General features: G+C 70.3%; 16 protein-coding genes. 2 read left to right on the top strand and 14 right to left on the bottom strand.

What is annotated here, in order from left to right:
• Nucleotides 1-100: 100 nt before the first annotated feature.
• From GA0074692_RS05605 to GA0074692_RS05545, 13 genes are all read right to left on the bottom strand, one after another.
• Nucleotides 101-1,534, bottom strand: a complete 1,434-nt coding sequence (locus tag GA0074692_RS05605; protein ID WP_218106562.1) for an aldehyde dehydrogenase family protein — start codon at nucleotides 1,532-1,534, stop codon at nucleotides 101-103.
• A complete protein-coding gene (locus GA0074692_RS05600) occupies nucleotides 1,531-2,418 on the bottom strand; it encodes an NAD(P)-dependent oxidoreductase (RefSeq protein ID WP_281198771.1) in 888 nt (295 codons plus the stop codon). The genes GA0074692_RS05605 and GA0074692_RS05600 overlap by 4 nt, the downstream gene beginning before the upstream one ends.
• A complete protein-coding gene (locus GA0074692_RS05595; RefSeq protein WP_245730182.1) occupies nucleotides 2,415-2,795 on the bottom strand; it encodes a carboxymuconolactone decarboxylase family protein in 381 nt (126 codons plus the stop codon). The genes GA0074692_RS05600 and GA0074692_RS05595 overlap by 4 nt, the downstream gene beginning before the upstream one ends.
• 28 nt (nucleotides 2,796-2,823) lie before the next feature.
• The gene (locus GA0074692_RS05590; RefSeq protein ID WP_091640061.1) at nucleotides 2,824-3,735 is read right to left on the bottom strand and encodes an MBL fold metallo-hydrolase; all 912 of its coding nucleotides are present in this window, start codon (nucleotides 3,733-3,735) and stop codon (nucleotides 2,824-2,826) included.
• Nucleotides 3,729-4,904: an FAD-dependent oxidoreductase gene (locus GA0074692_RS05585; RefSeq protein WP_091640058.1), complete on the bottom strand. Its 1,176-nt coding sequence runs from the start codon at nucleotides 4,902-4,904 to the stop codon at nucleotides 3,729-3,731. Before GA0074692_RS05585 ends, GA0074692_RS05590 begins: the two co-directional genes overlap by 7 nt.
• A gap of 50 nt (nucleotides 4,905-4,954) precedes the next feature.
• Nucleotides 4,955-5,482, bottom strand: a complete 528-nt coding sequence (locus tag GA0074692_RS05580) for a YbhB/YbcL family Raf kinase inhibitor-like protein (RefSeq protein WP_281198770.1) — start codon at nucleotides 5,480-5,482, stop codon at nucleotides 4,955-4,957.
• Between the two features lie 17 nt (nucleotides 5,483-5,499).
• On the bottom strand, nucleotides 5,500-6,252 hold the full coding sequence (locus tag GA0074692_RS05575) for a cupin domain-containing protein (RefSeq protein WP_091640056.1): 753 nt from the start codon (nucleotides 6,250-6,252) through the stop codon (nucleotides 5,500-5,502).
• A gap of 19 nt (nucleotides 6,253-6,271) precedes the next feature.
• Nucleotides 6,272-7,174 carry an amidohydrolase family protein gene (locus tag GA0074692_RS05570; protein ID WP_176738317.1) on the bottom strand — a complete coding sequence of 301 codons (903 nt, stop codon included), beginning with the start codon at nucleotides 7,172-7,174 and terminating at the stop codon, nucleotides 6,272-6,274.
• A gap of 2 nt (nucleotides 7,175-7,176) precedes the next feature.
• Nucleotides 7,177-8,277: an ABC transporter permease gene (locus GA0074692_RS05565; RefSeq protein WP_091640051.1), complete on the bottom strand. Its 1,101-nt coding sequence runs from the start codon at nucleotides 8,275-8,277 to the stop codon at nucleotides 7,177-7,179.
• 1 nt (nucleotide 8,278) lies between these two features.
• Entirely contained in the window at nucleotides 8,279-9,397 is a 1,119-nt protein-coding gene (locus tag GA0074692_RS05560) for an ABC transporter permease (protein ID WP_245730606.1), read from the bottom strand.
• The gene (locus GA0074692_RS05555; RefSeq protein ID WP_091640046.1) at nucleotides 9,397-10,968 is read right to left on the bottom strand and encodes an ABC transporter ATP-binding protein; all 1,572 of its coding nucleotides are present in this window, start codon (nucleotides 10,966-10,968) and stop codon (nucleotides 9,397-9,399) included. Before GA0074692_RS05555 ends, GA0074692_RS05560 begins: the two co-directional genes overlap by 1 nt.
• Nucleotides 10,969-10,978: 10 nt before the next feature.
• Complete coding sequence (locus tag GA0074692_RS05550) at nucleotides 10,979-12,010, bottom strand: BMP family lipoprotein (protein WP_218106560.1); 1,032 nt, start codon at nucleotides 12,008-12,010, stop codon at nucleotides 10,979-10,981.
• Between the two features lie 430 nt (nucleotides 12,011-12,440).
• Nucleotides 12,441-13,136, bottom strand: a complete 696-nt coding sequence (locus tag GA0074692_RS05545; protein ID WP_091640043.1) for a GntR family transcriptional regulator — start codon at nucleotides 13,134-13,136, stop codon at nucleotides 12,441-12,443.
• A 227-nt stretch (nucleotides 13,137-13,363) separates the two neighbouring features.
• Here GA0074692_RS05545 and GA0074692_RS05540 point away from each other — a divergent pair, with 227 nt between their 5' ends.
• Nucleotides 13,364-15,550 (top strand): amylo-alpha-1,6-glucosidase, encoded by a 2,187-nt coding sequence (locus GA0074692_RS05540; RefSeq protein ID WP_091640041.1) that lies wholly within the window; start codon nucleotides 13,364-13,366, stop codon nucleotides 15,548-15,550.
• Between the two features lie 71 nt (nucleotides 15,551-15,621).
• Here the strand turns inward: GA0074692_RS05540 and GA0074692_RS36410 are convergent, their stop codons facing one another.
• Nucleotides 15,622-19,224 carry a S8 family serine peptidase gene (locus GA0074692_RS36410; RefSeq protein WP_176738315.1) on the bottom strand — a complete coding sequence of 1,201 codons (3,603 nt, stop codon included), beginning with the start codon at nucleotides 19,222-19,224 and terminating at the stop codon, nucleotides 15,622-15,624.
• A 286-nt stretch (nucleotides 19,225-19,510) separates the two neighbouring features.
• On the opposite strand from GA0074692_RS36410, the gene GA0074692_RS05530 reads away from it, so the two are divergent.
• On the top strand, nucleotides 19,511-22,396 hold the full coding sequence (locus tag GA0074692_RS05530; RefSeq protein WP_091640035.1) for an ATP-binding protein: 2,886 nt from the start codon (nucleotides 19,511-19,513) through the stop codon (nucleotides 22,394-22,396).

Genomic DNA, 22,396 nt, shown 5'->3' with positions numbered 1-22,396 from the left:
ATAGACATCGTGGTGGCCATAACTCTTTGGCCAACGGTCGACCATGCTGGTATTCCAGCAATCCCGGTATGCGGCACCGCGCTGTGCGGGCGTACCGCCCTCAGCGGCGGGGAGCCAGCCGTACGCTGATGCTCTTCACGTGCGTGTAGTGGTACAGCGCCTCGATGCCCTTCTCCCGCCCGTAGCCGCTCTGCTTGTGCCCACCGAACGGCATCTGGACCGACTGGGTCGACCACGAGTTGACGTAGACCTGCCCGGCTTCGAGCGATTCGGCCACTCGGAAGGCACGGGAGACGTCCTCGGTGAAGACTCCCCCGACCAGGCCGAAATCCGAGTCGTTGGCGAGTGCGACGGCCTCCTGCTCGGTGTCGAAGGGGATGATCACCAGGACCGGTCCGAAGATCTCCTCCCGGGCGATCCGCATCTCGTTGTCGACGTCCGAGTAGATCGTGGGCTGGACGTAGAAGCCCCCGTCCAGCTCGGGATCGGTGACCACGCCGCCGCCGAGTTCGACCCGGGCGCCTTCCTCGGCGGCGATCGCGAAGTACCGCCGTACCGTGTCGTACTGGCCCTGCGTGATCATCGGACCCACGTCCCGGCCAGGGGCCAACCGCCGGGTGGCCTCGACCACCGCAGCGGTGAACCGCTCCTGGACCGACCGCTCGACCAGGAGCCGGGTTCCGGAGGAGCAGACCTGGCCCGCGTTGGTCATAAAGGCACGGACGGCCTCGGCCGCGGCGAAATCGAGGTCGGCGTCGGCGAAGACGATGTTGGCCGACTTGCCGCCGAGTTCGAGAGTGAGCGGGAGGATACGGTCCGCCGCGATGCGGCCGATGTCCTGCCCGACGCGGACCGAACCGGTGAAGGCGACCTTGCGCACCAGCGGGTGCTGCACGATCGCGGTCCCGACCTCGGCGCCGCGGCCGAGGACCACGTTGAGCACCCCCGGGGGTAGTCCTTCCTCGCTGGCGATGCGGGCCAGCGCCACGGTGGTCTGCGAGGTGCTTTCGGCGGGCTTGGCGACGATCGTGTTGCCGGCGGCGAGCGCCGGAGCGCAGGCCCGGGCTGCCTGGTTGAGCGGCAGGTTCCACGGCGTGATCACCCCGACCACCCCGAACGGTTCGCGCAGGGTGTAGACATGCAGGTCGGGCCGGATGTCGAGGACGTCGCCCGCCGGCAGGTTCACCAGGGCCGCGTAGAACTCGAAGTACTCCGCGGCGCCGCGGATCTCGGCTGCGGCGAGGGCGAGCGGCTTGCCGGTGTCGAGGCTCTCCAACTCGGCCAGCGCGTCGAGGTCCACGAGCAACCGCCGACCGATGGCCGCCAGGATCCGGCCGCGCTCCAGCGACGCGATCCGACGCCACCCGGATGCCGCGGTATGGGCCGCCCGCACGGCGAGGTCGACATCGGCGGCCGTGCCCTGGGCGACCTGCGCCCCGACGCCACCGGTCGCCGGATTCGTGCCGGAGCGGAACTCCCCGGCGGTGGGCGCGACGGCCTCACCGTCGATCCAGTGCAGCAACGGGGCGTTCACCGGTCACCGCCGATCAGCTCGTACATGGCGGTGTGGTCGACCTGCGGCGTGACCGCACCGGCGATCCGCCGCCACTGCCGGGCCACACCGTCCGCGACCTCGGTGGGCTGGCCGAGTTCGCGCGCCAGGTCGACGGCGATCCCGACGTCCTTGGCCATCAGGTGCAGCGCGAACCCCGAGTCGTAGCTGCCGCTGATCATGAACTGCGCGACCTTGTTCTCACTGGTGTTGGAACGTCCGGAGGAGCTGTTGAGCACCTCTGTCAGCGTCTCCGGTGGGATGCCGAACCGCTCCCCCAGCCGTAGGGCCTCCACCGTCACGGAGATGGTGGTGGCCGAGACCAGATTGTTCAGCGCCTTCGCCGTGTGCCCGGACCCGACGGGGCCGACCGGGATGACGGTACGGGCCAACCGTTGCAGCACCGGCCGTACCTCGGCCAGATCGGCGTCCTCCCCGCCGGCCAGGACCGCCAGCGTTCCGGCGACCGCGCCGCGCACCCCGCCGGAGACGGGGGCGTCGAGCATCCGCAGGCGCCGGGCGGCCAGCCGCTCGGCCAGCGCGCGGGTCCGCAGCGGCTCGGAGGAGCTCATGTCGACGACCAGCGTGCCGGGTCGCAGCGCCGCCGCGACCCCGTCGCCCTCGAGCACCGACTCGACGACCGCCGAGTTCGGCAGCATCAGGATCAGGGCGTCCACGGCACGGTAGGCATCGACCGTACGGGCAGTGACCGCCAACGGATGGTCGGTGACGAACCCCTCGGCGACCCCCGGCGCGGCGTCGGCGACGGTGAGCTGGTAGCCCGCGTCGTACAGTCGCGCGGCCATCGGCCAGCCCATCCTGCCGAGGCCGACGAACCCGAGGTGCTGGATTCCCCCGCCGGTCACTCGGCGTCCACGGTGGCGAAGACCTCGGCGGCGAGGCGGAAGCTCTCCAACGCGGCGGGCCCGCCGCAGTAGAAGGCGGTCTGCATGAGGACCTCCTTGATCTTCTCCCGGGAGACTCCGTTGTTCAGGGCACCGCGCACGTGCGCCTTGAACTCGTGTCCCCGGTTCAGAGCGGTGATCATGGCGAGGTTGATCAGGCTGCGCTCCTCCAGGCTGAGCCCCGGGCGGTTCCAGATGTCCCCCCAGCAGTACTTCGTCACGTACTCCTGCAGGTCGATGGAGAAGTCGGTGGCGGCGGCCAGCGAGGCGTCGACGTGGGCGTCGCCGAGTACCCGCCGGCGCATCGCGATGCCGGCTTCGTACAGGTCCTCGTTCACGGTGGGTGGATTCCTTCCGTACGGTGGTTCAGATCCGGGCCAGGTCGGCCCAGTCACGGATGACGAACGCGTCACCGGCGGCGGCGACGTGGCAGGCGGAGTGCCCGCCGAAGTGGGCCGGGAAGACGAGCAGGGAGCGGTCGGCGGCCTCGCCGAGCAGCCGGCGACGGGTGGCGCGGGCCAGCGCCGGGTCCTCGCAGAAGCAACTGTTGACGTCGGGTTCGGCGATCTGCACGGGTGAGTGCAGGATGTCGCCGACGAAGAGCGCACCAGCGCCCCTGGACTGCAGGCGCAGCACCGAGGAACCGGGCGTGTGCCCGGGCGCGGCCTGCAGCAGCAGGTCGGAGTCGATCCGGTACTCGCCGCTCCACAACTCGACCAGGCCGGCCCGGTGTACCGGCACGACACTGTCCTCGAACACGTTCTGGTTGCCGTCGGCGGGCGGTCGCGGGTGCTTCACCGGATCCCAGAACACGAAGTCCTCCTCGGTGATGAGGTAGCGCGCGTTCGGGAAGGTGGGCACCCACTCGCGGCCCTGTAGGCGGGTGTTCCACCCCACGTGGTCGACGTGCAGGTGGGTGTTGATGACGATGTCCACGTCCTCCGGGCGTACGCCGGCGTCCGCGAGGTTGGCCAGGTACGCGGTGTCGTGGTGGGCGTACACCGGCGCGTACGGGCGTTCCTTTCCGTTGCCGGCGCCGGTGTCCAGCAGGATCACCGCACCCTGGCTGCGGATCAGCCACGTGTGCAGCACCGACCGCAGCCGTCCCCGCCCGGCGTCGAAGAAGTCCGGGTCCAGCCAGTCGGCGTTGTCCCGCCAGTACCCCGGGTCGCTGTCGGGGAACAGGAAGCCGGGGGTGGCCGGGCTGGGGCCGGTGTACTCCTGGACCCGGGTGATCTCGACATCGCCGACTGTGACGCTCTGCGGCCCGTTCACCATGACCGGTTCGCCTCCGGGACCGGGTAGCTCGCCACGTTCTCGGGAGTGGCCGCGGCGAGCACGAAGTTCGCGGTTTCCATCACCTCGGGTGTGAAGCCACTGCCCTTTGCCAGCGTGCGGGTCTCGGCCATGTACGCGCTGCGGGCCTGGGCGGCGTCGGTCATCGACCGTTCCCGCTGCTCCCACACCGTCAGCGCTTCGCCGACGTCGTCGTACTGGTCGAGGGTGTGGGCGAGTTCGACCGCGTTGACGATGCCGACGCTGGCGCCCTGGCCGAGCGCCGGACACATGGCGTGCGCCGCGTCGCCGACCAGCACCGCCTGGCCGATCGACCAGGGGGTGACCCGGTTGGTCTGGTAGGTGTCGTGCCGGCCGCCCTCGGCCCGGCCGGCCAGTCGCACCGCCGTGGCCAGATGCGGGAAGCGCTCCGACCAGACCTCGACGTCGATCGGGATCCGTGAGGCGCGCTCGTTGGTGGTCGTCGCCATCATGCCCATGTAGATCTTGTCGGGCCCGGTGGGGATGAACAGGATGCGCATCGGGTCCGGCTCCAGGGTCCAGAAGTCGATGACCCGGTCCCACTCGGGCCCCTGGAACTCCTCGGGCCGCGGGATGAGGACCCGGCAGACTCCGTCCTGGTACTTCTTGCGCTCCTGGGTGAGGTCGCCCAGCGAGTTACGGACCGCAGAGCCGGCTCCGTCGGCACCGATCACCAGGTCGGCCGCCAGCCGGGTCCCGTCGGCCAGCAGCAGGCCGCCCTCCGGGTCGGCGCCGACGGCCCGGGAGCCGGTGACGATCTCGACCCCGGCCGCTCGGGCAGCCGCGACCAGCAGCGCGTGCAGCCTGGGGCGGGTGATCGCCCAGTACGGGTACCCGGCCAGTTCCGAGGAGACCGGCTCGCCGTTCAGGCTGGTGTCGTAGGTGGCGGGCGCCACGCCGTTCGCCCGGATCGCCGGGGCCACCCCGATGACCTCGAGAGCGAGCATGGCGTTGCGCCACAGGAGGATGCCGGCGCCGAAGTCACGCACCTCGTCGTTCTGCTCGTGCAGGCGTACGGTCCAGCCGCGCCGAGCGAGCGCGATGCTCACGGTGAGGCCGGCGAAGCCGGCACCCGCGACCTCGGCACACCGGGGGTGGCCGGTGGAACCGGCCGAGAAACTTCCTGTCATCTCAGTGCCTCCATGAACGGACAGATGGCTGCTCGACGGCCATGTCACCGTCACCCCGCCGAGTCCACCCACACGGTCATGCTCCCCCGAGCCAGCGTGTGGAAGTGCAGGTTGAAGCCAAGGACGACCGGGGTCAGGTCGGGATCGATCTCGAGTACCGGGACGTCGACCGCGTGCACGAGGAAGACGTAGCGGTGGCGGCCCGAGCCCGGCGGCGGGTTGGCACCGATGTACTGGCGCATCCGCAGGTCGTTGGGGAGGGTGAGGGAGCCCTCCGGCATCGGCCCGTCGGGGGCGCCGGCACCGACAGGCAGGGCCGTCACCGTTGCCGGGATGTTGGCGACGGCCCAGTGCATGAACCCGACCCCGGTGGGGGCGTCCGGGTCGTAACAGGTGATCGCGAAGCTCTTGGTCTCGGCCGGGAAGTCCGCCCAGGCCAGGTGGGGCGAGCTGTTGGTGCCCCCGATGTCCGGATCACGGAAGGTCAGTGGCATCTCCGCGCCGTCGACGAGGTCGTCGCTGAACACCCGCAGTGGCGGCGCAGGGGTCACGGCTGCGTAGGGGTCGTCGTTGATCAAGGTTTCTCCCGTTCTGATCACTTGTCGGCGACCGGTGTGGCGTCGACGTGCACCGTCCGGATCGTGGTGCGGATGTCCCAGGTGCCGGCCCAGCCGTCCGGCAGCGCGACCGCGCTGCCGGCGGTCAGCTCGTGAGAGGTACCGTCCGCGTCGGTGACGGTGGCCTCGCCGGAGACGACGTAGACGAACGACGCCGTTCCGGCCAGCCCGCCCTGACGCACTCCGGGTTCCCGCTCCTGGACGGCGCACCGGCCGTCGGGTCCGTCGAACACGACGGTCTCCGCGGTCGGCGGCGACCAGTCGGCCATTCCCGTCCGCACCGGGGCCGGCAGGTCGGCTTCGATCACGGCGGCCGCGGTCAGGAAGGCGGACGGCTGCACGCCCGCGCGGTACGGCGGCACCGGGGTCGTGTGCAGGTAGACCTTCCGGATGGTCTCGCGGATGTCCCAGGCGCCGACCCAGCCGTACGGCAACACGATCACGCTGCCGGCGGTCAGCTCGTGAGAGGTACCGTCCTCGTCCGTAATGGTGGCCTCGCCGGAAATGATGTACATGAACGAGCCCCGCTTGTCCTTGACACGGGGATAGACACCGGCGTCGCACGCCCAGACGGCGAAGAACACGCCGGCGGCGTCGTACAGAACTCTCTCGTAGGCGAAGGGCGCCCCTTGCAGGATCGGCTCCATCGAGATCTCGACGGGAAGCGGGCCGTCGAGCACGGCCGTGGCGTCCAGGAACACCGACGGATGCGTGGGCTGGTTCGTCGTCATGGTTGTCTCCCGGGGACGGTCAGCAGGCAGTTCGGGTCAGCTCGGCCGGCAGACTCGGCGGGGGCACTGCGGGCGCCTCGATGCCGAGCAGGTCGAACGAGGGGCGGTGCAGGATTCCGTGTAGTTCCTCGTCAGTGATGGGCGTGTGGGCGATCTGTCGCATCCGTGCGACGACCTGTTCTAGGGCGGTGGTGGCGCTGGCCGCGGCCACCATCGGAGAGTCGCTACCGAAGAGCACCTTGGAGAGGACGCCGTACTCCTTGGCGGCCGAGAAGGCGTTCGCCAACACCGTCGGACGGCTCGCGATCGCGGACGTGTCGGCAAAGACGTTGCGGTGCCGACGCATCACGACGACGGTTTCGTAGATCCACGGGTGACCCATGTGTGCGACCACGATCCGCAGGTCGGGAAAGGTGCACGCCACGTCGTCGAGCAGCAGCGGGTTGGCGTCGGGCAGCCGGCCGGCGTTCGCGAAGATCGCGCCTTGGTGGATCATCACGGGCAGGCCGAGCCGCTCCGCGGTCTTGAAGACCCGCATCGTCATGGGGTGCAGCGGCGAGGTTCCCTGGTAGATCGGCCCCATCTTGATGCCGACCAGCCCGAGTTCCGCGTGGCAGCGCTCCACCTCGTCGACCGCGTCGTGGCGGGTCGGGTCGACCGACATGAAGCCGACGGTCTGACCACCGACTTCTCGTACGAATGCGGCGACGGCATCGTTGGGGACCATGATCCCGGAGGCCTGCGCCTGGAGTCCGAAGACGATCGTACGCTCGGCGGGCGCGACGCCCCGGCGGTAGGACTCCACCGTGACCAGGTCGATCTCGTCGGATGCCAGCGTCTTCGAGACCCGCCCCAGCCCGTCCGTCCAGGGAGAGCACTGGTGCTCCCGGGTCCAGAAGTGCGTGTGAACGTCGGTGATCAAAGTCAGACCTCACTTCGCAGATAGGGAACGGCGAGCGCCTCCGGCGCCTTGTGCCGCCGTTTGCCCTCGACGGCGAGGGCGACGAGCGCCAGCACGTACGGCATGGCGAGCCACAGGGACGCCGGCAACGTCACGGCCGGTCGGACAACTGAGAGCACGACCAGCACCGCGACCACCGCCACGCCGGCAAGTTCGACGGCACCAGCCCGCCGCCGGTCGAGGCGGAAGATGGTCGCCGCACGCCGGACACGCCCGGTGCCGAGGGCGACCAGGATGAGGAGGGCCGCGGCGACCCATACCTCACGGGGGATGTCGCCGACGGCCTGCAGCCGCAACTGGGTGGCATCGGTGACCGCGAAGATCGCGACGGCGACGCCCAGCCCGCTCAGCCGCCAGCCGCCGAACAGGACGGCGGCGATCGCCAGATAGCCGCGCCCGCCGGTCATGGCCTCACGGAAGACACCCACGTCGCCGATGGAGATGTACGCGCCCGCCGCTCCGGCGCAGGCCCCCGAGAAGAGGACGCCGGCCCAGCGCAGCCCGCGGACGCTGACGCCGGCGGCGTCGACGGACACCGGATTCTCACCGGTCGCCTTCAGGTTGATGCCCCAGGTCGTCCGGGTCAGCGCCAGGGCCACGAGGACGACGACGACCGCCGTGGCATAGATGAAGGCGTCCTGGGTGAAGAGGGCGGACCCGAGGACGGGCACGTCCGAGAGCACCGGGATCGCGATTCGGGGCAGCGGGTCGAAGGCACGTGGCTGGCTGAAGAGGTCGTCGTTGAGGAACGTCGTCAGGCCGTAGCCGAGCAGGGCCAGTGCGATGCCGGAAACGATCTGGTCGACCTTGGCCTCGATCGCGAGCACGCCCATCAGCGCCCCGAACAGCAGACCGCCAACGATGCCGCCGAGGAACCCGACCGCGATGTTCCCGGTGCCGGCCATCACGAGGTAGCCGCCGAAGGCGCCGACGAGCAGCACACCTTCGAGCCCGACATTCATCACGCCGGCCCGCTCGGAGACGAGTTCCCCGGTGGCGGCAAGCAGGATCGGGGCGGCGATCGTGATCGCCGCGACGAGGAAGGCGATGTCGAAGATACCCATCTCAGGCCTCCTCGGTCCGGGCCCCGGTGCGGGCGGCGACGACGCCGGACCTCCGACGGGCGAGGGCAGGTTTGGTCGCGGCCGGCGCGCTCGCGCGGCGCTGCAGGACGATGGCCGCCACCAGCACCAGCACGATGACGGCGCCCTGGAGCACCGAGGCCAGCGAGGACGGCACGTCCAACTGGGCCTGCATGGCGGTCCCACCGACGTTCAGCGCGGAGAACACGACGGCGGTGACGACCACCCCGATCGGTGAGTTGCGCGCCAGCAGGGCGACCGCGATGCCGTTGAAGCCGACGCCGGCTTCGAATCCGTCACTCATCCAGGGCGCGGAACCGGCGAAGAGCAGCGCGGCGCCCGCGAGACCGGCGAACCCACCGGAGATCACAATGGCCGCGACCCCTTCGCGGACCGGATCGATGCCCGACCACCGGGCGGCCTCCGCGTTGCCACCGGCCACCCGCAGGCGGAAGCCGAACACGGTACGCGACAGCAGCAGCAGCACGGCGATCGCGCACACCGGGAGGAGCAGTACGTCGTACGACAGAGTGCGGCCGGGGATCGACTCGACGCTCGGCCACAGTGCGGCGGCCGGGAAGTTCGCCGACTGCGGTTGACCGTCCAGGGAACCCTGCAGCGGCCCCCGGACCAACCAGTGCGCGGCCTGAACCGCGACCAGGTTGAGCAGGAGCGACGACACGATCTCGAGTACCCCGCGCGAGGCCCACAACCAGGCGGTCAGGCCCGCCCAGAGTGCCCCGCCGAGGATGCCGGCGATGGCGGTGAGCACCACCGCGACCGGGCCGGGCAGGCTTCCGCACTGCAGCCCGACCGCCGTGGCCAGGGATCCACCGGCGAGGATCTGACCGGGAAAGCCGACATGCAGACGTCCGGCCCGGGTCGTCAGGATCCACCCGAGCGCGACCAGGAGCAGCGGCACCGCCTGGGTCAGGGTCGTACCGGCGTTGGTCGGCGTACCGAACGTGCCGCTCCAGAAGGCGTGGAAGGCGTCGGACGGCGCCACCCCGATCGCCACCAGCAGGAGCGCGCCGACGACCAGTGCCGCCAAGGCCACTCCCACCTGAACAAGCAACCGCATGATCAGGTCTTTCGACAGCATCACAAAGCCTCTCCGGACGAGGTCATGAGGGCGCCGAGGCTGGCGCGGGTGGCCTTCGCGGCGTCGACGACGCCCTGGATGCGCCCGTGCGCGAGCACCGCGATCCGGTCGGACATCGAGATGACCTCGTCGAGGTCCATCGAGATCAGCAGCACGGCACCGCCGCGTTCGCGGTGCGCGACGAGGCTCCGGTAGACGAAGTCCGCCGCCCGTACGTCGAGACCGCGCACGGGCTGTGCGGCGATCAGCAGGTCCGGATTCCCCGACAGTTCCCGGGCGAGGACCGCCTTCTGCTGGTTTCCGCCGGAGAGCCGCCCGATCGGCAGGTTCTCACTGTCGGCGCGTACGTCGAACTCGTCCATCAGCCGGCGCGCCTCGGCGGACGCCGCCCGGACGTCGAGCACCCCCTGCCTGTTCAACGGCGCGGAGCGCAGCGATCGCAGGGTGATGTTCTCCCAGAGGGTCATCCCGGGAACGATCGCCGCGTGGTGGCGGTCCTCCGGAATCACCGCGCCGCCGGCTTGGAAGAACTCGCGCGGCGACCGACGGGTGAATGGCCGCCCCGCCATCTCGATGGCACCGGACAGCGCCGGCCGGATGCCCATGAGCACCTCGACGAGTTCGGACTGACCGCTACCGGCGACCCCGGCGATCCCCAGGATCTCGCCTCGACGCACCTCGAGGTCGATGCCCTGGAGCGCCTTCGGCCCGGCCGGCTGGTTGTCGTCCCGAGCGACGTCGAGACCGCGGACGGTGAGGACGGCGGGACCCGGTGTGCCGGCGGGAAGCGGCGGGCGGTCGGCCACTCGATCGCCGACCATCAGGGTCACCAGGTGGTCGGGGGTCGCCTCCGCGATGGTTCCCGAACCACTCACCGCGCCTCGCCGCAGCACCGTGTACCGGTCCGCGACGCTGAAGACCTCCGACAGTTTGTGCGAGATGAGGATGACTGCGTGGCCGGCGGCGGCGAGCCGCCGCATCAGGTTGGCGAGTTCGTCCCACTCGCCGGGGCTCAACGCGGCGCTCGGCTCGTCGAAGATCAGGATCCGGGCACCGCGGCAGAGCAACTTGACGATCTCCAGTCGCTGCCGCTCCCCCACCGACGCGTCCGCGACCAGCCGGTCGGGCGAGATCCGCAGGCCGGTTGCCGCAGCCACCTCCTGTGCTCGGTGGCGCGCCTCGGTCAGACCGTTGCGCCACGGAACGGCGGCGGGTGCGATGGCGAGGTTCTCCAGTTCGGTCAGGGTCGGCACCAGGGTGAAATGCTGGTGGACCATCCCGATTCCGGCCCGCAGGGCGTGCTCGGGCTTGCGGAAGCGCACCGGCTCTCCGTCGAGCTCGATGTCACCCTCATCCGGGGTGTAGAGGCCGGTGACGATCCGCATCAGCGTCGTCTTGCCCGCACCGTTCTCGCCGAGGAGGGCGTGGATCTCACCCCAGGCGATGTCGAGGTCGACAGCGTCGTTGGCGACGAAGGAGCCGAACCTCTTGGTCACTCCGGTGAGCCGGAGAGCGGAAGCTCCGTTGCCCGTGCCGCGCAGGGCGGGGCCGGAATCGGGACGAGTCGTCATCGACGGCGGCCTAACGCTGCTCGAAGTGGTAGGCCGGCTTGGGAAGGAGAACACCCTTGTCGGCGACGATCTTGCCGTCGGTGATGTCCTTGGTGATCTTCTCGACGAGCGCCTTCTCCTCCGGCGTCCCCTTGCCCGGACAGAACTCGAACCGCAGCGCGCCGGTACCCAGGCCGTAGCTGATGGCGCCAGCCGGCAGCGTGTCGGCAGCGGCGTCGGCGACCGCGTTCTTCAGGATGTCGGACCAGCTCACTACGCCGGAGCCGATGATGTGGGGACTCGAGTCGCAGTGCAGGGCGAAGACGTCGTACACGTCGGTAGGGCTGGTGGCGCCGCCGGCGGCCTGGTAGACGCCCCGGGAGCCGCTGTCGAGGTCGGAGAGGATCGAGTCGACACCACTGGCGATCATGGCTTCGGCGGCCTGCTTGGCCTTGCCGACATCGTTGAAGTCGCCGGTGTAGGTCTCCACGACCTTGGTGTTCGGATTCTCCAGCGCGGCACCCTGGACCATGCCGTGGTACCAGGCGGTGGTGGAGGGGACCTCAAGGCCGGCGATCATCCCGAGCTTCTTGGTCCGGGAATGGGCCGAGGCGACGGCCCCGACGACGATGGCGTTGTACCCGACGGCGGCGGTGACCGAGGTGACGTTCTCGGCGTAGGCGTCGAGGTCGGCGGCCACCAGGATGAAGCGCACCTTCGGATACTTCGGCGCCACGACCGCGACGGCCTTGTTGAACGAGGCGCCGTCCGCGACCACGATCTGGTTCTTCGTGGCCAGCGACTCGAGTCCCTGGATCTGCTCCTGGGAGTTGGCGGCGTTGTCGACGATGGAGGACAGCTTGAGGTTCTTGTCGGCCTCGATCGCCGCGTTCACGCCGGCCAGTCCGAACTGGGTGAACCCGCCGTCGTTGCGGGGGGCCTGGGAGATGAAGCCGATGCTCTTGGTCCCGTCGGCAGCCGCGCTGTCGCCCGAGGACCCGCACGCCGAGAGGGCGAGAGGTATCGCGGTAACGGCTGACACGATCGCGATCTTGGTACGCATGCGAAGCCCTTTCGTCGGCTGCTGCCCGCTCAAGCACAGGGGCAAAACGGACCAGTGAAGAAAACTAGTATGGTAGATACAGACCGGCAGGCTGGTGGATGGCAGTTGCGTGAACCAGATACTGCTCATCTGCCATACCAGTTGTCAAGAGGTTGATCCGACCTGAACTCCAGATGCCCCGCCACAGGCCGGGCCGACTCGGCGTCGGCAGAGACAGCGGTGGAAGCGACGGCCAGCCCGGCTGGCCAGACCTCACCGGCCGAGGACGGCAAAGACTGCGCGCATGCCCCTAACCGGGCGCGCGATCAGCGGCTGCGTGCCGGGCTGGGCTGGGCTCGCGTGCGGGTGGCACCGTCGGGCCGCCACTCAGGTCCGGCGACGGGCTCCTCCTGGCACGTGCCGGGGCCCGGTGCGGAAGGCGGCGAACCGGTCAGCGACCGAACTTCGCCGTGACCTCGTCCTGGAGTTCGAGGCGGCCGCGCTGCACGTGAGCCCGCATGGCCTCTTCCGCCGCATCGGCGTCCCGCGCGCGGATGGCGTACACCAGGGCGCGGTGCTCCGCGAGCGACCGCCGCATCCGCCCCTCTCGCCTGGTCACGATCGACGACAGCAGGCTGCGGTTCAGATGCTGGACCAGCAATCGGTAATGATCGCTCAACCGTTCATTACCAGCGCCCTCGGTAATGAGTTCGTGCAGCCGCGCGTCCATGGCGCTGTAGCCGTCGCTGTCGCCGGCCTCGACGCAGTCCTGCATCGACGCCATCACCTCGTCGATCCGCGCGATGAACTCGTTGCTGGCGCGGTGCGCGCACAACCGGGCGGCCATCCCCTCGACCGCCTCGCGCACCTCGAAGAGATCGAGGATCTCGTGCCGGCTCAGGCTTTTGACGAAAGTACCCCGGCGACGCTCGATCGAGACGAATCCGCCGCCCTCGAGCTCCTTGAACGCCTCACGCACCGGCATCCGACTGACCCCGAAACGCTCGGCGAGACGCGCCTCTGAGAGCTTCTCCCCCGGCGCGATAGCCCCGGACACGATCTCCTCACGAAGCCTCTGGACGATCACGTCCTTCTTTGAGACGTCGTTGTCGGCGACCCCAGCGGATGCCCTCTGCGCCGCCGACATAGCTCCCAAACTTTCTCTAGACCACTGCCCGAACTCCCCTGAGCTCGATGCATCATACCCGCTGTGATGGCCCTGCCAGCACGGGCGACGACGGCCCAACCCCGGCACCTGCCGCACAGGGCAACATGATCGTCCCTCGAGAGATTATCCGGCGGCGTGCTGGGGATGCAGATGCCTCAGGTGGCTGAGTTGGCATTCCGGGGTTTCCGTCGAACGGAGGTGTTGTCGTGGCTACCATCGGCCGTCGAGCGACCCCGGCGGACCCCACCCCGCATCTGACGCCGGAAGATCAGATCCCCGCCCGGCTGGTGCGCAGCCTCCCGCCCGAGTTGGGGCCGGACGCGGTCGCGGTACTGCAGGCGCATACGTTCATGTATTCCGACGCGGTCGGCAATGCCTCCGCCGGGTCGATCGGTGGCTTGGTGCACAACGACACCCGCTTCGTTGACCGGTGGGAGTTGACCCTCAACGGGGCGTCGCTGATGGTGCTGCGCTCTGGTCAGGAAGAGCCGTCCGCAGCGGCGTTCTTCCTGACCAACCCGGAGCTGCCCGGTCTGCCGGCGAACCACGTCGGGGTGCGCCGGCAGCGGTTCGTCGATGGGGGCCTGCACGAACGGATCGGGTTGCAGATTTTCACTGGTGAGCCGGTGTCGATCGAGCTTCGACTCACGGTGGGGACCGACTTCGCGGATCTCTTCGAGATCAAGGAGACGGTCCGGGACCGGTCGGCGCAGATCACCCGCGCACACGCTTCGGACGGCTCACGGTTGGTGTTCGCCTATCGCAATGACACGTTCGAGGCGCGCACGGTGGTGGAGGCCCGTCCGGCAGCCAGTCGGGTGGACGGCGACGCGCTGGTGTGGGAACTTCGCTTGGAGCCGGGCCAGGAGTGGGCGTGCGAGATACACGTGCCGCTGCAGGCGCGGCCGGAGGAGTTGCGCCCACCATCCCGACCGTTCGACGAGGTCTTCGGTCGCGCCGCGATTGACCGGCGCGCCCAATGGCGGGCCATCCTGCCCAAGATGTACAGCGACAACGAGATGCTGCATCGCTCGTGGGAACAGGGAGCGATGGATCAACTCGCCATACAGATCGAGGTAAAGCACCTGCGCCAGCCCGGCATTTTCCCTGCTGCCGGCACGCCCTGGTTCCTCACCCTGTTCGGCCGGGACACGTTGATCACCGCCTACCAGCTCGTCGGCAGCGGTCCACGGTTGCCGCGGGAGGCCTTGTGGTCGCTCGCCGCGGAGCAGGGCAACAAGGTCGACGACTTCCGCGACGAGGAGCCGGGCAAGATCCTGCACGAGATCCGCAGCGGCGAGTTGACCCAGCTCGGCCTCAAACCGCACAACCCCTACTACGGGACCGCCGACGCCACCCAACTCTGGCTGATCCTGCTGTCGGAATACTGGCGCTGGACCGGCGAAGACGAATTCGTCCACAGGCTGCGCGACAACGCATACGCGGCGCTGCGGTGGATCGATGAGTACGGCGACCTCGACGGCGACGGCTACGTCGAATACGCCACCCGCTCACCACAGGGACTCGGCAACCAATGCTGGCGCGACTCGTGGAACGGAATCCAGTTCGCCGACGGGTCGATCCCGGTGCTGCCGATCGCGACCTGCGAAATTCAGGGCTACACCTACGACGCGAAACTCCGGCTGGCCGAGCTCGCCGACGGCCCGTTTCAGGACCCGGAACTCGCCCGGCGGCTGCGTGCCGCGGCGGCCGAGCTACGCGACCGGTTCAATCGGGACTTCTGGATCAACGATCGGGGCGGCTACTACGCCGTCGGCCTGGACGGCGACAAACAGCAGATCGACTCGATGACCTCCAACATGGGCCACCTGCTGTGGAGCGGCATCGTGCCCCCCGACCGCGCCGCCGTCATCGCCCGCCAACTGATGTCCGAGGACATGTTCTCCGGCTGGGGCGTACGGACCACCTCCGCCGCCGAACGCGGCTACAACCCCATCGGCTACCACATGGGTACCGTCTGGCCGCACGACAACTCGATCATCGCCCACGGACTCGCCCGCTACGGCTTCCGGGAAGAAGCCAACCGAATCATCCTGGGGATGCTGGAAGCCGCCACGTTCAGCGACTACCGGCTGCCCGAGGCGTTCTCCGGCTACGACCGGTCGTACAGTAACGCTCCCGTGCCCTACCCCACCGCCTGCAGCCCACAGGCCTGGGCCGCCGGGGCACCCATACTCTTCAACCGCACCCTGCTCGGCCTCGACGCCCGCAACGGCCAGCTCACCATCGACCCTGACATCCCCGAACAGATCGGCCGGATCACGCTGACCAACACGCACGCCTTCCTCAAGCTGTGGAACCTGGAAGCCCGCGGCACCGAGGGACACGTATGCCCCTCCCCCGAGGCGTTCCGCTTTGCGCCGGAATCATGATCGTCGGCTACTACCAGAGCCACGTCGAAACGCGGCCGTCCCGTTCGGGACGGCCGCGTTTCAGCTGAGAGTTACGGCTGCTTCCACGGTTCGAAGTACGCCACCGTCCCGAAGTCCAACTCCAGACCGTACTCCAGGCTCCCGCCCGTCGCGGTCGTCCCGGTCACGAAGATCCGCACCCCGCCGCCGGCCGCGTCCACGGCCAGCGCACGGGCGCTGTCGGCGGCACCGACCGGGCCGTCGTAGCGTCCCGTCCAGACCTCGTTGCCGCTCGCGGCGTCGTAGGCGACCGTCACGTAGTCGTTGCCCTTCGTGTCGTCGTCGGAGCTCTCGCCGGTGATGACCACCTTGCTGCCGTCCGGCGTCACGGCCACGTCCCAGGCGTAGTCCTCGCCATGCGCCTGCCCGTCGCGGCGCTGGACCCACGACCGCTGACCCGTGGCGGGGTCGTACGCGATCGTGGTGAAGTCCGACCTCGTGCCCTCGCCCTCGGTGTTGCCGGTGACGTACACCCTGCCGTTCGCGACGGTGATGTCGTGCGGGATGTCGCTGCCGTGCGCTGGCCCGTCGTAGCGGTCCGCCCAGAGCTCCTTCCCGGTGGACGTGTCGTACGCGATCGTGGTCAGGTCGGTCTGGGTGTCGGGGTCGGCGCTGGAGCCCGTGATGAAGAGCGCCTTGCCGTCGGCGGCGACCGCCATGGCGGCGGGGACGTCGATCCCGTGCGCGGGGCCGTCGTGCCGGGCCGTCCAGAGCTGCTCCCCGGTGGCGGCGGCGTAGGCGACGGTGCCCCAGTCAGACAGGCCGGTGCCGGCCTTGCCCTGGCTCTGGCCGCTGACGAAGAGCGTGGAGCCGTCCGGGGTCACCTCGATCACCCTCGCGTCGTCGGTGCCCTCACCCGGTCCGTCGTAGTGGGTGAGCCACGTGCGCTCGCCGGTGTCGGCGTCGTACGCGATCGTGAAGTAGTCGTCCTTACCGCCCTCGCCCAGCGTGGTCATGCCAGTGATGTAGACGCGCTCGCCGTCGGGGCTCGTCGCGAGCGCGTTGCTCCAGTCCGTTCCGGCGGCCGGCCCGGTGTGCCGCGCGACCCACGACTGTTGGCCGGTGGCGGTGTCGTACGCGATCGTAACGGCGTCGGTGCCGGTGTCATCAGCGGCGCTCAGGCCGGTGACGAAGAGTTTGCTTCCGTCGGGGCTCACCGCGATGGCCGCCGGCTCGTCGTTCGACCCGGCCGAGTAGGTCCTGGACCACAGTTCGGCGCCGGTGGCCGCGTCGTAGGCGACAGTGGCGATGGTGAAGCTGAACACACCCGGGGCGGACCCGGCGCTGGCTCCGGTCACGTAGACCCGCTTCCCCGCGGGGTCGAGGGCGATGTACTGGGCCGAGTCCCGCCCGCCCGCGCTCCCGTAGGAAGCCGCCCACTGCTCGGGCACCGGTCGTACGACGACGGGGACGCGTACCGTGTGGCGTCGGTCCGTCCAGGTGAGCTGACCGCCCTGGTACGCGTTCATGGCGGCGCTCGTCCGCGTGAACTCCACCGTGAACGACTTCGTCTCGCCGGGACGCAGCGTGAGGCTGCTCGGGGTCACCTTGGCGGTGATGCCGTTCAGCCCGCTGACCGAGGCGGTGTAGGTGGCCTTCGAGCGGCCGACGTTGGTCACCTCGCGGGTCACCCGCTGGCTGCCGGACAGCCGTCCGACCGCGATCGAGGGGGTGTTCAGGTCACTCGGGTCGAACGAGTGGCCGTTCTCGGCCAGCGCGTCGCAGTTCTCCTTCTCGACGCCCTTGGTGGTGCCGCAGAGGAAGGCGACCCAGTCACTGACGTCGCTGTCGTAGACGAGCCCGGGGTCGGTGGCGCTGTTCGGGGTGACGTGGCCGGCGCCCTGGGCGAACGTCACCGACGGGTCCGTGCCAGGCCCGTCGAGGACATCGCGGCCGGTCGTCATCAGGGCCGACTTGACGGCCATCGGCGACCAGTCGGGGTACTGCTGCTTCAGCAGCGCGGCCAGCCCGGCGACGTGGGGCGCGGACATGGAGGTGCCGCTGGACAGGTCGAAGTCCCGCCCCCCGTGGCCCGGTGGCGCCACCGCCGCCAGGATGTCCTGCCCGGGCGCGGTCACGTCGGGCTTCAGCACGTCGCCACCGGCGGCGCTCAGCGGCCCGCGGGAGGAGAACGCGGCGGCGTACGGCGCCGGGACGTCGGTGAACTCCGCCTGCTCGATGGTGGCCGTCGCGCCGTCGCCGGCGGCGTAGTCCCTGACCGCCTGGCGGTCCTTGACGGTCAGGTGCACGGTGGGCACCGAGTGCAGGTCGGCGCTGACCGAGTTGTCGTTCTCGTCGACGTTGGTCAGGACCATGCCGACGCCGCCCGCCTCGGCGACGGCGATGCTCTTGTTGAGGCGCGGCGTCAACCCCCGCTCACAGACGACGATCTTGCCGGTCACCTTCGCCGGGTCGAGCACGGCCTTACCGCCGTTGTCCCTGGCGGCATGGCACTGCGCCACCCGTACCGGGTCGGTGCCGGGCAGTCCGGCGGCGGTGGCGTTGATCAGCGGCGCGGGTCCCGCCTTCGTGGCCGCCAGTGACACCCCGCGGTAGGTGGTGCCGTTGCCGAGCGTCACCGCCCCCTGGGCGCCCCGGTTGTGCGTGCCCGCAGCCACCGTCGTCACCCAGGGCGACGGGTGCGCCACGGTGGACGCGGTGGGGCCGCTGTTGCCGGCCGACGCCGCGACGAACACGCCCGCCTCGGCTGCGGCCAGGAACGCCACCTCCACCGGATCGAGGAAGTCCGTGCTCGTACCGGAGACGGAGTAGTTGATGACGTCGACGCCGTCGGCGACCGCCCGGTCGACGGCGGCGACCAGGTCGGAGGTGTAGCCGTTGGCGGTGGACCCGTCCTGGGCCGACCAGAGCGCCTTGTAGGCGGCGATCCGGGCGCGCGGCGCCATGCCGCTGATCGACCCGAACTCCACGGTCGGGCCGGTCGCGGGCACGTCGTGGTTGCCACCCGCCGTCGACGCCGTGTGGGTGCCGTGCCCGTTGTAGTCACGCGGGGAGGCGAACTCCCAGGGCAGGAACTCCTTGAGGCCCTGGTCGCCGCCCCACGCGGCGTTGAAGTGCTGCGCCGCGACGAGCTTGCCGTTGCACGTGTCCGCGTTCCAGGAGTCGTCCGTGCCCGTCGCGCACGTGCCGTGGAACCCTGGGATCGGACCGTACTTCTTGCCACTGCGGTCGGGGTCGGCGAAGCTCGCGCTATCCGGCCAGATACCGGAGTCGATCACGCCGATGACGAGCCCCTCGCCGGCGTTCTTCGGGCCGTGGAGTTGCTGCCACAGGCCATCGGAACGCGCGTCGAGGCCGAGGAAGGACGGGGTCGACGACGTCTGGGTCGACACCTTCCGGTCCTCGGTCACGGCGACGACGTCGGGCATCGCCCGCAGCCGCGCCACCTGCGACTGCGTCAGCCGGGCGGCGAAGCCGTCGAACGAGTACGTGTAGTCGTAGAGCTTCTTGCTGGCGCCCACCTTCTTGAGCGCCGCGTCGTGCCGGCCACGGGCGCGGTCGACGTACCGGCCGACCGCGGCGGAACGGGGGTCGATCTTCTCGCCCCGCTTGGGCTTGGTCGCCGGCAGCCCTGCCACGTCCCCCTGGTAGCTCACCACGGGGTCCAGGGCCATCTGGACAACGTATGTCTTCTGTTGTTCCGGGCTGCTCTCGGCCGTGGCGGGGGCACCAGGCCCGGCGACCACAGCCGCTGCCAATCCGGTCAGCGCCACCCCGACTGACCACCGTCTACCGGCATACCGATCCATCGTTGCCTTCCCACGTCGCCGCTGATCACGCGCGTACAGGTCGCCGACGCTAACGACGACCACGGAGGGCGGCATCCGTACCGATACGGAATTTTGACTGGTAGCCTGCTCGCGGAGATCAGCAGATCAGCCCAGGTAGGAGGGCGGACACGTGCCCTTGGGACCTGGCGCTACCCGCCCAGGTGCCCTCTCCGACACGCTCGTCGGCCGTCAGGCCGAGCTGGAGCTCCTGCACTCGGCGATCGCCGCACCGCCGTCCCTCGCCCTGATCGAGGGCGAGGCCGGAATCGGCAAGAGCCGGCTGGTGGCGGAACTGCTCGCCACACCCCGCCTGGCCGGTGTCCGACGGCTCGTGGGCCAGTGCGAACAGCTCCAGGAGCCCCTGCCGCTGTCCCCCCTGCTCGACGCCTTCCGCCTGGCCCGGGACGAGCTGGCCCGCTCCCAGGCACTCAATCCGGTGATCGGCACGCTCGCGCCGCTGCTGCCGGAGATCGCCCCGCACCTCCCGCCGCCGCTGCCGCCGCTACCCGACCCGGGGGCCGAGCGGCACCGGACCTTCCGAGCCGCCGTGGCCCTGCTCGACCACCTCAGCCCCCTGGTGCTCGTCCTCGAGGACGTGCACTGGGCCGACAGCGTCACCCACGACTTCCTCGCGTTCCTCGCCTCCCACCTGCCGCGAGACCTGTCGGTGATCCTCACGGCCCGCACGGGGGCGGGGCGGCTCCCGATCCGCGAGGCGCTCGCCCGGGCGCCGTCCGGCCCGGCGCGGTTCGTCGGCCTCAGCCCGCTGAGCCGGCCGGAGGTGGCGGAGCTCGCTGCCGGAATCCTGGCGGCCGAGCTGCCCCGCACGTTCGCCGATCTGCTGTACGAGAAGACCGGCGGCATCCCCTTCGTGGTGGAGGAGGTCCTCCGCACGCTGATGGAACGCCTGCCCGCGAGCGAGATCCCCCACCGCGCCGAGGTGCTGGCCGATCTCGCCGTCCCGACCGTGCTGCGCGACGTCGTGCTGCACCGCCTGTACTCGCTCGACGAGACCGCGCAGGAGATCCTCGGCGCCGCCGCGATCATCGGCCCGGTCCCTGACGACCGGGTTCTCGCGGAGGTCACCGGCCGGGACCTGGCCGAGATCGCTCACGCGCTGGCCAGGGCGCAGGCCGTGGGGCTGCTGCACGAGGAGGACGGACACTGCCGGTTCCGGCACGCGCTCGCCCGGCAGATCGTGTACGAGTCCGTGCCCGTGTCAGAGCGGCGCTGGCTGCACCTCAACGCCGCCCGGGCCCTGGAGTCCGGGGTCGGTCCGAAGCCGGCGGCCAGGCTCGCCCACCATTTCCTGCACGCGGGACGTACCACGGAGTTCGTCGCCAACGTGGAGGCGGCGGCCGACACCGCGCTCACCCACGGCAACGACGCCACGGCGGCGCGCTTCCTGCTCCAGGCCCTCGAGGCCGGCGAGCCGTCCCGCGACACCCGCGTACGGCTGGCCGTCAAGCTGGGCCGGGCGGCGGTGGACGGGCTGGCGCACGCCGAAGCCGTACCGATACTCGAACGCCTGCTGGCAACCGAGCCGCTGCCCGCTCCCGTGCGCGGCGAGCTGCGCTTCGCGCTCGGCCGCCTGCTGCGACAGCACGGCGAGGTCCGAGCGGGCCACCTGCAGATCGAAAGCGCGATCGACGACCTCGCCGACCAGCCCGCGCTCCTGGGCCGGGCGCTGGCCGTACTGACCGCGCCCGAGACCGTCGTGGAGCGGCACGTCCGCGAGCACGTCGCCCGCTGCGACCAGGCCGAGGACGCCGCGCGGCGCAGCGGCGACCGCGACGTCGACATCGCGGTACGTATCGCGCGCGCGTCGCTCATGCTCGAACAGGGCGACCCGGGGAGCTGGCGGCTGATCGACGACCTACTGCACGACGACCACCTACGCTCGGCGCCGCGAGAGCACGCGCGCGCCTGCCTCAACTGGGCGCAGGCGGCGCTGCACATCGGCCGGCTCGAGCCCGCCGAGGCGCTGCTGGCCGAGGGACGCCGGGTCGCCGGTCAGGCGGAGTACCTGCGGGTGGCGGAGGTGGTCGAGCTGGTGACGGCCGCCGTGGACCGGGCCGCGGGACGGTGGGATGGTCTGGTGGATCGGGTCCGCGGGCTGGGCGGCGCGGCGGCCACGTTCGCTGCGGCGTCCCTGGACTCGCAGTTGCTGCACGGCGCGCTGCTCGCGGCGACCGGGCCGACCGAGGAGGCCGTGGACCGCCTGGTCGACGTGATCGCGGTCGCCGAGCGGGTCGGCGCCGTCTGGCCGCTCATCCCGGCCAGAACGACGCTGTCGCGGCTGCTGCTGACGCTGGACGACGCCGCCGGCGCGGCCGAGCACGCCAACGCCGCTCTCGCCCACGTCCGGACCAAGGGAAACTGGGTGTGGGGTGCCGAGCCCGTGCTGTGCCTGGTGGACGCGCTGCACGCGCAAGGCAGGGGCGGCGAGGCCGCGGAGCTGGTGGACGAGCTCGCGGCCCGGCTCGCGGGGGCCGACGCGCCCATCGCCCAGGCCGCCCTGCTGACCGCTCAGGGCGTCCTGGCCCGCTCCCGCGACGAATGGGGACCGGCTGATCGCCTGTTCGACGAGGCACGTACCACGCTGAAGCGTGCGGGGCTGCGGTACGAGGAGGCCCTGGCCGCCGAACGGCTCGGCCGGTTGCGCTGCGAGCGCGATGCCACAGACGGCGGGCGCCTGCTCGAGAGCGCACTGCGCCGGTACGGAGCGCTGCACGCCGACCGCGACATCGCGCGGATCTGCCAGATCATGCGACGGAACGGCGTGCCGATCCCGTACCCGTGGCGGGGCGGGCGGCCGTCCCTCGGCCAGACGCTGTCGTCGCGGGAGCGCGAGGTGGCGCTGCTGGCGGCGGAGGGCAGGACGAACCAGGAGATCGCGGTCGAGCTGTTTCTCTCCCGACGCACGGTCGAGAGCCATGTCTCCAGCGCGCTGCGGAAGCTCGGCTACCTGTCGCGCAAGGAACTGGCGGCCCTGTCGCTCGATGGCGGCGCCTAG

This window comes from Micromonospora pallida (assembly GCF_900090325.1).
In the GTDB taxonomy this organism is placed as follows: Bacteria; Actinomycetota; Actinomycetes; order Mycobacteriales; family Micromonosporaceae; genus Micromonospora; species Micromonospora pallida.
The sequence above is the reverse complement of the archived record's forward strand: the minus strand, read 5'-3'. Positions and strand labels throughout refer to the sequence as shown.